A 13,017-nucleotide genomic window follows, 5' to 3' on the forward strand; every position below is an offset into this window, starting at 1 on the left:
GGAGAATGGTCATGGCACAAATCATCAACAGCAACATCCAGTCGCTGAATTCCCAACGTAACCTGAGCAGCTCGCAAACGAGCCTGTCATCGTCGCTGCAACGCCTGTCGTCGGGCCTGCGCATCAACAGCGCCAAGGACGACGCTGCCGGCCTGGCGATTTCCGAGCGCTTCACGTCGCAAATTCGCGGCAACCAGCAAGCGGCGCGCAATGCCAACGATGGCATTTCCCTGGCACAGACGGCGGAAGGTGGTTTAAGCACGGCAGGCGACTTGCTGCAACGTATCCGTGAACTGGCAGTCCAGGCCGCCAACGGTACGAACTCCGATTCCGACCGTGCATCGATCCAGAATGAAGTTTCCGCCCTGTCGCAGGAGCTGGACCGGGTTGCCAATACCACCCAGTTCAACGGCCAGAATGTGCTGGACGGCTCGCTGACCTCGGCGCAGTTCCAGGTCGGTGCCAACTCCAACCAGACCATCGACGTGGGCGTGCAATCGGCCAAGGCAGCCGATATCGGCAACAACACGCTGAGCGGCAGCTATGGCGACGGCAAGATCTCCACCTCGACCGCCACCACCAGCAACAATGTCACCGCGCAAACGCTGAGCTTTACCTCGGGTTCCGGCACGGTGACCAATGTCGGCGTGGGGCTCGGCGATTCGGCCAAGCTGATCGCGTCCAACGTCAACGCCCTGTCGGCATCGACCGGTGTGGTGGCCTCGGCCAAGACCACCGCTACGCTGACGGGACTGGCAACGGGCGCCAATGGCTCGGTGCAGTTCCAGTTGCGCGGCCAGAATTCACTGGCCAACGATCCCAACTCCACAGCCGTCACCATCTCGGCCAAGATCAAGGGCAACGATTTGTCGGCACTGGCGCAGGCCATCAACGCCCAGTCCGGCACCACCGGCATTTCCGCGACCGTCAAATTGAACGCGACCACCCAGGCCAAGGAAGTGGTCCTGGAAGAAAAGGCCGGCAACGACATCAGCATTACCAATGTTAACGGCGCGGGCGACGACTTGCTCGCGGCAGCCTCGCTGCGCGGTGCCGACAAGCCTGCCAATAACACCGACCCGGCAGCCAGCGCACCGGCCGCGATCGGCGCCGGTTCGGCCACCGTTGGCGGCCATCTCGACTTTTCTTCCGACATGGGCTTTTCGCTGTCGTCGACCGCGGCAGACATCGTCACCGCCTCGAAAGGCAGCGACCTGCAATCGGTGTCGAAAATCGATGTCAGCACCGTGGCGGGGTCGAACGACGCGTTGCGGACCATCGACTCGGCGCTCAACCAGATCAACAGCAACCGGGCCGCACTCGGGGCGATCCAGAACCGCTTCGCTTCCACCATTGCCAATCTGAACACGACCACCGAGAATCTGTCGGCCTCGCGCAGCCGGATCCAGGATACCGACTTTGCCCAGGAAACAGCGAACCTGACGCGCGGCCAGATCTTGCAACAAGCGGGCACGGCGATGCTGGCCCAGGCCAATTCGCTGCCCAACGGCGTGCTGTCGCTGCTGCGGGGGTAACGACCGGCGGCTGAAATATTGGCAAAACCAGCAAGAAAAGAGCAACCCGGCCCTGGCGCCGGGTTTTTTTTTGCCCCTAGCCCTGCGAAAAAATATTTTTTTTTGCCATAAAGATTCTCTTTTTACGGTCGCTTAGACGCGCCGCGCCAGCGAACTTAAGGGGGGTGGAACAAATATATTGTTTGTTGCCGCCCCTAAATTTTCCCGCACGGCAACCGAAAACAATTACAACGGCGGTTTGATTGTCTCGGAACGCAGAGGCAGACCAAAGTGAAATGAGCATCTAGCCCACACCGTAGTAATCTGGAGAATCATCATGGCACAAGTCATCAACAGCAACATCCAATCGCTGAATTCGCAACGTAACCTGAGCGCCTCGCAAGCCAGCCTGTCTACCTCGTTGCAACGTCTGTCGTCCGGTACGCGTATCAACAGCGCCAAGGACGATGCAGCTGGTCTGGCAATTTCCGAGCGTTTCACGTCGCAAATCCGCGGTAATCAACAAGCAGCACGTAACGCCAACGATGGCATTTCGATGGCTCAAACGGCTGAGGGTGGCTTGAGCACGGCTGGCGATCTGCTGCAACGTGTCCGCGAACTGGCAGTGCAGTCCGCCAACGGTACCAACTCGGATTCGGATCGCAAGTCGATCCAGAACGAGGTGTCGGCGCTGTCGCAAGAACTGGACCGCGTGGCCAACACCACCCAGTTCAACGGCCAGAACGTACTGGACGGCTCGCTGACCTCGGCACAATTCCAGGTGGGCGCCAACGCCAACCAGGTCATCAATGTCGGCGTGCAGTCGGCCAAGGCATCGGACATCGGCAACAACACGCTGAGCGCCAGCTATGGCGACGGCAAGATCAGCACCAGCACCGCTACCACGACCAACAACGTCGCAGCACAAACGATGACGTTCAAGTCGGGCACTGGCGCCACCACCAACGTCGACGTCAAGCTGGCGGATTCGGCAAAGGCAATCGCTGCCAACGTCAACGCCCTGTCCGGCAGCACCGGTGTCACGGCCTCGGCAAAAACTTCGGCAACGCTGTCGGGCCTGACCACCGGCACCGACGGTTCGGTACAGTTCCAGCTGCGCGGCCAGAACTCGATCGCCAACGATCCGAACTCGACCGCAGTAACGATTTCGGCCAAGATCAAGGGCAACGACCTGTCGGCCGTGGCGCAGGCGATCAATGCCCAGTCGGGCACCACCGGCATCTCGGCCTCGATCAAACTAAACTCGACCACCCAGCAGAAAGAAGTGGTTCTGACCGAAGCGAACGGTAACGACATCAGCATCACCAACATCAACGGTGCTGCCGATGACCGTCTGGCTGCAGCCTCGCTGCGCGGTGCGGAAAAGCCGGCCACCAACCCGGACACCGCAGCCGCCGCGCCGGCACCTATTGGCACCGGCTCGGCCACGGTTGGCGGTCAGTTGGAGTTCTCGTCGGACAGCGGCTTCACCCTGTCGTCGACGACCGCCGACATCGTGTCGGCAGCCAAAGGTAGCGATCTGCAATCGGTTTCCAAGATCGACGTCAGCACGGTCGAAGGTTCGAACGCTGCACTGAAAACCATCGACTCGGCGCTGAACCAGATCAACAGCAACCGCGCAGCGCTCGGTGCGATCCAGAACCGTTTCGCATCGACGATCTCGAATCTGAACACGACCACCGAGAACTTGTCGGCATCGCGTAGCCGGATTCAGGATACCGACTTTGCGCAAGAGACGGCCAACCTGACCCGCGGCCAGATCCTGCAACAGGCAGGTACGGCAATGCTGGCCCAGGCCAACTCGCTGCCGAACGGCGTGTTGTCGCTGCTGCGTGGCTAATCTTTAGGATGAGCTAGCTCAGAAAATTTGCGCTAACCACGCTCCCCGGCTGACTTTGTCAGTCCGGGGATTTTTCATAAGGACGCATCATGACTATCGACTCAATAGGTTATGCCACCACCGGACGCCCGATGGAACGGCAGATCGCGGGCGCCGACGCCGCCCCGATGGCAGCCAAGCGCTCGCCGGCCACCAGTGTCGACACCGCCAATGCCGTCAAGGGCTCGCCTTCTCTCGATGAAGTCAACCGGGCAGTTTCCGAGTTGAACCAATCACCGCAGGCCAAATCCCAAGGACTCGAGTTTTCCATCGATAGCGACAGCAAACGCACCGTGGTCAAGGTGATTGACCAGAGTACCAAGGAAGTATTGCGCCAGATTCCGACGCCCGAGGCGCTGGAAATCGCCAAGGCAATGGAAAAGACGTCCACCAAGGGCGTGCTGATACAACAAATCGCCTGACGCAGCAGTACGGCGCGCCTGGTGCGCGCCGTTTTTTTCTCCCGCATGGCAAGCTGATTCCTGCGTGCCGTTTCCCCCTTTTGCCGCAACGGCAACACCGCCCCGACTTTCTTTCGCTAAGTGGGAACTGGCGGGTATTCTTCCCTCTCAAGTCCGGTTTGATTCTGCCGTTATTGCCTTATATTATTGTTTTACACAGGAGCGTAACGTGGCTATCTCGACCTCCAATATTGGATCAGGTCTTCCGATCGACGACATCATCACCAAGCTGATGGCGGTGGAGTCTGCGCCGCTCGCGCAATTCGACAAGAAGTCCGCCAGTTTCCTGGGCCAGGTTTCCGCTTTCGGTAATCTGTCGAGCGCCCTTGGCACCTTCCAGTCCGCCCTGTCCGGCCTGACCTCGCAGACCAGCTTCCAGACCATGGCGGCGGCGCCGGGCGACACCTCGATCTTTACGGCCACGGCGCTCAGTACTGCCAAGCCTGGCAGTTACCGCGTCAATATCGCCCAGATCGCGCAAGCCCAGACGCTGGCCTCGGGCGGTTTCAAATCGACCACCGCAGCCATCGGGCTCGGCAGCAAGACAACCATTAATTTCTCGCTGGGAACGGTCAGCGGCGGCTCGTTCGGCATGACCGGCACCACGCTCGGCGCCAGTCTGAGCACCGGCGGCCTGACGCCCGGTGCGCTCAGCATCAACAACACTGCCATTGCGACCGATGGCACGACCCGCAGCGCACGCCTGCTGGCCGACGCCATCAACGCCAAGAGCAGTACCACCGGCGTGTCCGCCAAGGCGGCGCCCACGGTCACCAGCGCCACGCTGTTCGGCAGCGGCGGCGCGACCAGCTTCGGCAATGTCGATACCAGTGGCGGCGGCCGGTATTCGCTGTCGGTCGGGGGCGTGGAAATCGCCGTGCAGGAGGCAGACATCGCTGCCGGCGCCAGCGGTGGCGTGACGGCAGCGTCGATCGACGCTTCGCTGACCGGCAACACCGCCGTGGCGCGCGCACTTGCCGACGCCAATATCACCGTGACCGGGACGGCGGCGGATGGTACGCTGCAATTTACCAATGCAGATGGCAGCAATGTCGCCATCGCCGAAGCGGTGTCCGGTTCGGTAAAGGGCGGCATCGGCAACAACGGCGGCACCAACATCGGTTCCACCACCACGGCTGTCGGCTCGATTTCGCTGGTTTCCGCAGATGGCAGCCCGATCAACATCGGCGGCTCCAACCCGGCCGGCGCCGGTTTTGCGGCCGGCATCGGCGGTGCCTACCTCGGCGCCAGCTTCGCGCCCGATGCCGACCGCACCAGCGGTAATATCGTCATCGACAGCAGCAATAATTCGCTGACCGGCATCATGGATGCGATCAACAAGGGCAACTTTGGCGTCACCGCCAGCATTGTTTCCGATGGTTCGACGGGTGCCAACGCCACGCCGAACCGCCTGATCCTGACCTCGACTGCCACCGGCCAAGCATCGACCATGAAGATCTCGGTTGCCGGTTCTGGCGGCGAGCCGGCCGACAGTGAGCTGGTCAAACTGCTGGCCTACGACCCGTCGGGCACGCAAAACCTCAGCCAGAAAGCGGCCGCCTCCGATACCAAGGCAACCGTCAACGGTATCGACGTCACCAGTTCCAACACCTCGATCTCCGGCGCCATTACCGGGGTCACCATCAGCGCTACCAAGGTCGGCAGTTCCACGCTGAGCGTGACCAAGGACACGAGTTCGCTCAATACCGCAGTGAGCGGTTTCGTCAAGGCGTATAACGACCTCAATTCGCAGTTCACGCAACTGGGCGGCTACAACGCCGATACCAAGACCGGCGGCCCGCTGCTCGGCGACTCCACGCTGCGGAATCTGCAGGCCGATATCCGTCGCCAGATGTCGAGCAGCATTACCGGTTTGCAGGGCAGTTCCCTGACCAACCTGGGCCAGCTGGGGATCGCCTTCCAAAAAGACGGCAATCTCTCGCTCGATACGGCGAAGCTGCAAAAGGCGATCGACAATAATTACAACGACATTGCCAGCCTGTTCGCTGCAGTGGGACGCGGTACCGACCCCGACGTGAAATTCGTCAGTTCCACCGGCAAGAGCGCTGCAGGCGACTACGCGATCAATATCACCAAGCTGGCCAGCAAGGGCGTGATTCAAGGCACCAATGTGCTGCCGGCCGAAACCGTGATCGAAGCCGATACGTCGTGGACCGTCACCCTGAACGACACCACGCCGTCCGTGCTGACCAGTACGGCGACGGTCAGAATTCCCGCCGGCAGCTACAACCCGACCCAACTGGCCTCGATGTTGCAGTCCACCATCAATGGCGTGAGCGGCTTCTCCTCGGCCGGCTCCACCGTGTCGGCCACCGTCGGCGATGACGGCAAACTCAAGCTCGAGTCCACGCGCTATGGCTCGAAGTCCAACATCTCGGTCGCCAACGAGGCGGGCACCGACGTCTCGGTGGCTTTCGGCAGCGGTAAATCGGTCAACGGCGTCGATGTCGAAGGCACCATCGGCGGCTACACCGCCACCGGGGACGGCCAGACCCTGACCGGTTCTGCTGGTGCCCCGATCGATGGGCTGAAGTTGACCATTGCCGGCGATACGATCGGCAACCGCGGCACGTTCGGTTTTTCCCAGGGGTATGCCTATCAGCTCAATACGCTGGCAACCAGCTATCTCGGTACCAACGGCGCCATTCCCAGCCGCACCAAAGGACTGAACGACACCGTCAAGGACATCACGGCGCAGCGCGATAAATTCTCGGCCCGCCTGGTCGACATCGAGGCCCGGTACCGCAAGCAGTATTCCTCGCTCGATACCATGATCGCTGGCCTGAACTCCACGCAGACTTACCTGACGCAGCAATTGGCAGCGTTGGCCGCGAACAGATAACGCCCATTTAAAGGAGAGAAAGTATGTTTGGATCTCGACAGACCGGCGTGCATGCCTATGCCAAGGTTGGCATGGAAACCGGCGTCGTCGCCGCCAGCCCGCACAAGCTGATCGTCATGCTGTACGACGGCGCGCTGGTTGCCCTCAACAGCGCCCTGGGCGCCATCCGCAGTGGCAACATTGCAGAAAAGGGAAAGTCGCTGTCCAAGGCCATCCTGATCATCGACAGCGGCCTGCGCGCCGCGCTCGATAAAAAGGCCGGTGGCGAGATCGCCGAAGGCCTCGATTCGCTGTACGAATACATGAGCGGACGCCTGCTGACCGCCAACATCCAGAACGATGCCGGCATCGTCGAAGAGGTGCAGCGCCTGCTGATCGATTTGCGTGATACCTGGAACGCCATTGCCGACACCCCTGCCGTCACCGGCCGCCCACAACCTACCAATCTTGCGAGCGTTTGACCCATGATGACGAATCAAGAAGCCTTATCCGCCTACGCCGCCATGGCAGCACTGACCGAACAGATGGTGCAGGCCGCCAGCGCCAGCGACTGGGATACGCTGGTTGCGCTCGAGCAGCGCGTGGCTGCCCACGTGCAGACGCTGCGCGCCGAACCGGCAACGCCGATGACGGGCGCCGACCGCGAACGCAAGATCGAACTGATCCGCCGGATGCTCAATGCCGACCGCCAGATCCGCGACCTCACCATGCCGTGGATGGCGCAATTGTCCAAGCTGATCAGTTCCACCAGCACCGAACGGCGTGTGGTTAACGCCTACGGCAACGTCTAAAGCAGGCGCGCGCCATGTTGCCGCGCATTGACGCCAGCACCCGGCCGGTCGGCCAGTCCGACGGCGCCGGCAGCGGCGTCGCAGTCGGCGACAATCGCCAGGGCCAAGTGGCGCTGCAAAAGGCGCTGCAAGGCCTGGTCGGCCAGAATGTGCCGGCCGTCGTGCAGTCGCGGTTCAGCGACGGCAGCGCCCTGGTCAAGGTCGCCGAGCAGAACGTGCGCATGATGTTGCCGGCCGACGTCAAGACCGGCGCCGCAGTCTCGCTGACCGTGCTCAGCGCCTCCCCCCGCCCTACTTTCCAGTTCGGTACCGGCACCACCGGCGCCACCGTCGTCTATCCCGATGGCGACGGCCAGCCGACGCTGCTGGCCTCGCAAAGCGCGCCGGCCACGCTGCCGGGCAATGCGCGCGGCAGTGTCGCGGCCGGCCTGCCCGCCGGCGCCGAGGCGGCTGCAGAGTCGGCGTTAAAGGCAGATGCCCGGCCGGCCGCCGATCCTGCGACCGCCCAGGGCGGGCGCGCTGCCGGCGCCGAGGGCGCCCGGCCGCAGAGCCTGGGCGCCATCCTGCTGGGCAAGGCGCCGCTGACCGCCAGCGCCGACCTGCCGGGACTGGACCACACCACGCCGCAATCGACACTGAGCCCGACCGCGCGCGCGCTGGCCACCATGCTGCCGGCCGGCGGCCAGATGGCGCAACTGGCGCTGGTCGGCAAGACTGCCCTGTTCGGCAATGCTGCGCCCGATACCGACAAGCTGGCCCAGAAACTGAGCGACACGATTTCCAAGAGCGGGCTGTTCTACGAATCGCATGTCACCGAGTGGGTCAAGGGCGAGCGGCCGCTGGCCGACCTGATGCGCGAGCCGCAAATGCAGCAGATGCAGCAGTTGCAGCGGCTGGCCCAGCAGTCGGGCGAAGCGCTGGCGCGCCTGGGGCCGGGCGGCGACCTGACGCCGGCGCAAATGGTCAACCAGCAGTTGCACACCCACGAGCAGGGCCGCGTGCAATGGAACGGCGAAGCGTGGCCCGGTCAGGCCATGCAATGGGAAGTCAAGCGCGAGCAGCGCGACGGCAGCCGCCAGCAACACGCGCCGCACGAGGGCGACGGCCAGGACCCGGTATGGCGCAGCGGCGTGCGGTTCCGGCTGCCGGCGCTGGGCCAGGTAGCTGCCACGGTGACCATGGTGGGCGACCAGGTCCACGTGCAGCTCAATACCGACACCGGCGATGCGGCCGATGCGTTGCGCGCCTACGCCGGCCGGTTCGAATCGGCGATGGCAGCTGCCGGCGCGCTGCTGTCGTCGCTGGCGATCACGCAAGCCGATGACGGGGCGGCGCCCGGGGGCGACCATGGTCGCTGACGCGCGCAAGCCGCTGCAGCAGGCCGTCGCCCTGGCCTACCAGGAAGGCGCCCCGGCGCCCAAGGTGGTGGCCAAGGGTCGTGGCCTGGTGGCCGAGCAGATCATCGGCGTGGCGCTCGAAGCAGGCGTGCACATCCACGAGTCGAAGGAACTTGTTTCTTTGCTCATGGACGTGGATCTCGATCAACAAATCCCTCCCATGCTATATCGCACGATTGCGGAACTGTTGGCGTGGCTCTATTATATTGAATCTGCGCAAAAGTCCGGCCAGCCGCTGCCGGCGGCTCCCGACCTCAGCCTACCTCCCGGCGATACTTCACTTTGACTTGACTGGCCTTCGATGTACCCTCATTTTCAGGACGCGGAATTGGAAAACTGGCACGATTTCGAGATCGAAGCGCGCAAGGAGATCGTCGCCCTGCTGCGCAACATCGGTCAGAAAAACCAGCTGATCCGCATGCTGATCGAAGGCGAGACCGATGTCTGCGTGACCTCGATCCTGGAGGTGGACGACCAGCGTGACAGCGTGGTGCTCGACACGTCGATCGATGAGGAACAGAACCGGCGCATCGCCCGCGCCCAGCGGCTCTCGTTCGAAACCACGCTCGACAAGGTGCGCATCCTGTTTGCTGCCGAACGCATCGAGACCATTACCCACGAGGGCGAGCCGGCATTTCGCATCAGCGTGCCGCCGACCCTAATCCGGCTGCAGCGCCGTGAGTTTTATCGCATGAGTACGCCTGTGACCAACCCGGTGCGCGTGGTGATTCCGCTGCCGGACGAATTGGGCGGCAACACCAGCTTCCCGCTGGCCGACATCAGCTGCGGCGGCATTGCCATTCTCGACAACAAGATGCTGCTGGGCGACGCGATCGGCAAGGTGTTTACCGGCTGCCGCATCGACCTGCCCGAGATCGGCGCCGTGACCACGTCGCTGCAGGTGCGCAACTCGCTGGACATGACTCTGCTCAACAACAAGACCAACCGCCGCCTCGGCTGCGAATTTTCCGACATCCAGCGCAGCATGCTCGCGTACGTTCAACGCTACATCACCAAGCTCGAACGCGAGCGCAATGCCCGCATCGCCGGCCTGAACTAATTGCGGTAGCCCTTGCGATAGGCCGAGGGTGACAACTGCAGCGTCGCCTTGAAATGCTGGCGCAGCGACAGGGCCGATCCGAATCCCGCCTGTTGCGCCACCAGCTCGATGGCGGCGTCGCTGCTCTCCAGCAGCCGCCGCGCCTGCGCCAGCCGCTGCGCCAGCAACCACTGCTTGAACGACGTGCCGGTCGCCTGGCGGAAGTGGCGCGTGAAATGGCGCCGGCTCATGGCCGCCCGGGCAGCCAGATTGTCGATGCCATGGGCTTGCTCGAGCCGCGCTGCGACCCAGGCCAGCACCTCGGCAAAGCGGCCGTCGCTGCGCGAGACCGGCAACGGCCGTTCGATGAACTGCGCCTGGCCGCCCTGGCGGTGCGGCGCAATCACCAGCTGGCGCGCCACCGCATTGGCCAGCGCAGCGCCGCACAGCTGGCGCAGCAGGTGCAGGCAGCAATCGAGCCCGGCAGCAACGCCGGCTGCTGTCAGCACGTCGCCCTGGTCCACGTACAACACGTCGCTGTCGACCTGCACGCGGGGAAAACGCTGCGCCAGCTGCCCTGCATAAGCCCAGTGGGTGGTGGCGGTCTTGCCATCCAATAGGCCGGCCTCGGCCAGCACGAACGCCCCCAGGCACAGCCCCATCACCCGCGCCCCGCGGCCATGCGCCCGCCGCAGCGCGTCAAGCAGGACCGCCGGCGCCGGCCGGCAATCGTCATGCCACGAAGGCATCACCACCAGCTCGGCCGTATCGAGCGCGGCGAGGCCGTGCCCGGCCACGATCGAAAAGCCGGCCGAGGTGCTCAATGAAGCGCCCTCGACGGCACACACCCGTACCGCGAAACGGCCGTCGCGCGCCGCCTCGAACACCAGCGACGGCACCGACAGGTGGAACGGGGTAATGCCGTCAAAAGCGATCACGGCGACTTGGATAGGAATGATGGGCATGGCCCGATTGTATCGTATCGATGCCTTCAGGCCACTGGCCCGCAGGCGATGGCGGACCGACAATCGCAGCTCATCATCTTTTCAGGAGACCCTGCCATGCCCACCGCCCCACGCCGCGCCCTGCTCGTGATCGACGTCCAGAACGAGTACTTCACCGGCAAGCTGCCGATCACCTATCCGCCGGTCGCCACATCGCTGCCCCATATCACGCTGGCGATGGACACGGCTACCGCGCACGGCCTGCCGGTGATCGTGGTGCAGCACGGCACGCCAGCCGGCGCGCCCGTCTTCGCGATCGACTCGCCCGGCTGGGCCCTGCACCCGGACGTCGCAGCGCGCCCGGCCGACCACCGCGTGCACAAGACCCAGGCCAGCGTCTTTGCCGGCACCGACCTTGCCGACTGGCTCACGGCGCACCGGATCGACACCTTGACGGTAGCCGGCTACATGACCCACAACTGTAACGCCTCGACGATCTTGCAGGCTGCGCACGCGGGCTGGCAGGTCGAGTTTTTGGCAGACGCGAGCGGATCGCTCGCCTACGAGAACGGCGCCGGCAAAGCCAGCGCGGAAGAGATCCACCGCGTATTCAGCGTGGTATTCCACTCGAACTTCGCGGCAGTGACCGACACCGCAGCCTGGATCAAGGCGGTGACTGATGGCGTGGCGCTGGAAAAAGACAACATCGTCCTGTCCAACCAGCGCGCGCGGCAATGAATCACACCGCAGCCGCAGCAGCTGCTTGAAAGCGCCCAGGGCGAGGCGCAGCGGCGCAGACAGTGCGTTAGCACGGCAAGCCGCTGCAACGACTCCTGGGGACTCGNCAGCAGCTGCTTGAAAGCGCYCAGGGCGAGGCGCAGCGGCGCAGACAGTGCGTTAGCACGGCAAGCCGCTGCAACGACTCCTGGGGACTCGCAGCCGCAGCGGCTGCTTGAAAGCGCCCAGGGCCAGGCGCAGCGGCGCAGACAGTGCGCTAGCACGGCAAGCCGCTGCAATGAAGTCCTGGGACTAAGTGGCAGCCGCAGCGGCTGCTTGAAAGCGCCCGGGGCGAGGCGCAGCGGCGCAGACAGTACGCCAGCACGGCAAGCCGCTGCAACGAAGTCCTGGGACTAAGTTGCAGCCGCAGCGGCTGCTTGAAAGCACCCGGGGCGAGGCGCAGCGGCGCAGACAGTGCGYTAGCACGGCAAGCCGCTGCAACGACTCCTGGGGACTCGCAGCCGCAGCGGCTGCTTGAAAGCGCTCAGGGCGAGGCGCAGCGGCGCAGACAGTGCGTTAGCACGGCAAGCCGCTGCAAYGAAGTCCTGGGACTAAGTAGCAGCCGCAGCAGCTGCTTGAAAGCGCCCAGGGCGAGGCGCAGCGGCGCAGACAGTGCGTTAGCACGGCAAGCCGCTGCAACGACTCCTGGGGACTCGNCCCCGGAAAAAAGCGAAAATACCCATGAGTTCCTTATGAATCACACCGCAGCCGCAGCAGCTGCTTGAAAGCGCYCAGGGCGAGGCGCAGCGGCGCAGACAGTGCGTTAGCACGGCAAGCCGCTGCAACGACTCCTGGGGACTCGCAGCCGCTAGACTTGCATGTTCATGATGTCGTGATAAGCCGTCACCAGCTTGTTGCGCACCTGAATCGCCGCCTGAAAGTTGATGCTCGACTTCTGCATCGTGATCATCAGGTCCGACAGACTGACGCTGTCGTCGCCCATGGCAAAGCGCTTGCCCATCTCGCTGGACTTGACCTGGGAAGCGTTGACCGAGTCGAGCGCGGTTTTCAGGGCGTCCGAGAATTCCGCCTTGGGCGCGGCCACCGTTTCGGTCTGCACCACGGGCGGGGTCAGCTGCGGGCGCGTGGCGTGCGCCTTCAGCTGCGCGATCATGGACTGGATCTGGCTGCTATCGATTCCACCGGTTCTCATTACGACTCCTGTTATGCTCTTGGCGTTGCTTTAACGAAACAAATTTCACGTTTTCGCGTGCTGCGGCGTTACAATACCGAACGCCCTGGATGACGCGGTTCCTTTATGTAGCGCTGACAGATTACCAAGACCGGGGCAAGCGCCCTGGATCGAGCAGGACCGGAAACAGCGCGCTATT

Annotated in this window: 12 protein-coding genes; 10 read left to right on the forward strand and 2 right to left on the reverse strand. The window is 63.4% G+C overall.

What is annotated here, in order from left to right:
• Positions 1-11: 11 nt before the first annotated feature.
• The 9 genes from ASF61_RS24395 (at position 12) to ASF61_RS14490 (ending at position 9,986) form a co-directional block, all read left to right on the forward strand.
• Complete coding sequence (locus tag ASF61_RS24395) at positions 12-1,535, forward strand: flagellin (protein ID WP_056157003.1); 1,524 nt, start codon at positions 12-14, stop codon at positions 1,533-1,535.
• A 316-nt stretch (positions 1,536-1,851) separates the two neighbouring features.
• Positions 1,852-3,375, forward strand: a complete 1,524-nt coding sequence (locus tag ASF61_RS14455) for a flagellin (protein ID WP_056157005.1) — start codon at positions 1,852-1,854, stop codon at positions 3,373-3,375.
• 89 nt (positions 3,376-3,464) lie between these two features.
• The gene (locus ASF61_RS14460) at positions 3,465-3,836 is read left to right on the forward strand and encodes a flagellar protein FlaG (RefSeq protein ID WP_056157007.1); all 372 of its coding nucleotides are present in this window, start codon (positions 3,465-3,467) and stop codon (positions 3,834-3,836) included.
• 208 nt (positions 3,837-4,044) lie between these two features.
• Complete coding sequence (fliD, locus tag ASF61_RS14465) at positions 4,045-6,738, forward strand: flagellar filament capping protein FliD (protein ID WP_056157010.1); 2,694 nt, start codon at positions 4,045-4,047, stop codon at positions 6,736-6,738.
• A 23-nt stretch (positions 6,739-6,761) separates the two neighbouring features.
• A complete protein-coding gene (gene fliS, locus ASF61_RS14470) occupies positions 6,762-7,199 on the forward strand; it encodes a flagellar export chaperone FliS (protein ID WP_056157012.1) in 438 nt (145 codons plus the stop codon).
• A 3-nt stretch (positions 7,200-7,202) separates the two neighbouring features.
• Positions 7,203-7,529 (forward strand): flagellar protein FliT, encoded by a 327-nt coding sequence (locus ASF61_RS14475; RefSeq protein WP_056157014.1) that lies wholly within the window; start codon positions 7,203-7,205, stop codon positions 7,527-7,529.
• Between the two features lie 14 nt (positions 7,530-7,543).
• Positions 7,544-8,887 (forward strand): flagellar hook-length control protein FliK, encoded by a 1,344-nt coding sequence (locus tag ASF61_RS14480; protein ID WP_056157015.1) that lies wholly within the window; start codon positions 7,544-7,546, stop codon positions 8,885-8,887.
• The gene (locus ASF61_RS14485; RefSeq protein WP_056158159.1) at positions 8,877-9,212 is read left to right on the forward strand and encodes an EscU/YscU/HrcU family type III secretion system export apparatus switch protein; all 336 of its coding nucleotides are present in this window, start codon (positions 8,877-8,879) and stop codon (positions 9,210-9,212) included. Before ASF61_RS14480 ends, ASF61_RS14485 begins: the two co-directional genes overlap by 11 nt.
• A 15-nt stretch (positions 9,213-9,227) precedes the next feature.
• A complete protein-coding gene (locus tag ASF61_RS14490) occupies positions 9,228-9,986 on the forward strand; it encodes a flagellar brake protein (RefSeq protein ID WP_056157017.1) in 759 nt (252 codons plus the stop codon).
• Here the strand turns inward: ASF61_RS14490 and ASF61_RS14495 are convergent.
• Positions 9,983-10,930 (reverse strand): GlxA family transcriptional regulator, encoded by a 948-nt coding sequence (locus ASF61_RS14495; protein WP_056157019.1) that lies wholly within the window; start codon positions 10,928-10,930, stop codon positions 9,983-9,985. The two genes, ASF61_RS14490 and ASF61_RS14495, sit on opposite strands and share 4 nt — an antisense overlap.
• 96 nt (positions 10,931-11,026) lie before the next feature.
• Between ASF61_RS14495 and ASF61_RS14500 the strand changes: the two genes are divergently transcribed.
• Positions 11,027-11,647: a cysteine hydrolase family protein gene (locus ASF61_RS14500; RefSeq protein ID WP_056157021.1), complete on the forward strand. Its 621-nt coding sequence runs from the start codon at positions 11,027-11,029 to the stop codon at positions 11,645-11,647.
• A gap of 847 nt (positions 11,648-12,494) precedes the next feature.
• Here ASF61_RS14500 and fliE read toward each other — a convergent pair.
• Complete coding sequence (gene fliE, locus ASF61_RS14505) at positions 12,495-12,839, reverse strand: flagellar hook-basal body complex protein FliE (protein ID WP_056157022.1); 345 nt, start codon at positions 12,837-12,839, stop codon at positions 12,495-12,497.
• Positions 12,840-13,017: the final 178 nt, after the last annotated feature.

It is taken from the genome of Duganella sp. Leaf126, from assembly GCF_001423125.1.
Taxonomy (GTDB): domain Bacteria; phylum Pseudomonadota; class Gammaproteobacteria; order Burkholderiales; family Burkholderiaceae_D; genus Rugamonas.

Coding starts and splice junctions, on each gene's coding strand:
- fliE (WP_056157022.1), bottom strand. CDS start 12,839: ATGAGAACCGGTGGAATCGATAGCAGCCAGATCCAGTCCATGATCGCG.
- ASF61_RS14500 (WP_056157021.1), top strand. CDS start 11,027: ATGCCCACCGCCCCACGCCGCGCCCTGCTCGTGATCGACGTCCAGAAC.
- ASF61_RS14495 (WP_056157019.1), bottom strand. CDS start 10,930: ATGCCCATCATTCCTATCCAAGTCGCCGTGATCGCTTTTGACGGCATT.
- ASF61_RS14455 (WP_056157005.1), top strand. CDS start 1,852: ATGGCACAAGTCATCAACAGCAACATCCAATCGCTGAATTCGCAACGT.
- ASF61_RS14485 (WP_056158159.1), top strand. CDS start 8,877: ATGGTCGCTGACGCGCGCAAGCCGCTGCAGCAGGCCGTCGCCCTGGCC.
- fliS (WP_056157012.1), top strand. CDS start 6,762: ATGTTTGGATCTCGACAGACCGGCGTGCATGCCTATGCCAAGGTTGGC.
- ASF61_RS14490 (WP_056157017.1), top strand. CDS start 9,228: ATGTACCCTCATTTTCAGGACGCGGAATTGGAAAACTGGCACGATTTC.
- ASF61_RS14480 (WP_056157015.1), top strand. CDS start 7,544: ATGTTGCCGCGCATTGACGCCAGCACCCGGCCGGTCGGCCAGTCCGAC.
- ASF61_RS14460 (WP_056157007.1), top strand. CDS start 3,465: ATGACTATCGACTCAATAGGTTATGCCACCACCGGACGCCCGATGGAA.
- ASF61_RS24395 (WP_056157003.1), top strand. CDS start 12: ATGGCACAAATCATCAACAGCAACATCCAGTCGCTGAATTCCCAACGT.
- ASF61_RS14475 (WP_056157014.1), top strand. CDS start 7,203: ATGATGACGAATCAAGAAGCCTTATCCGCCTACGCCGCCATGGCAGCA.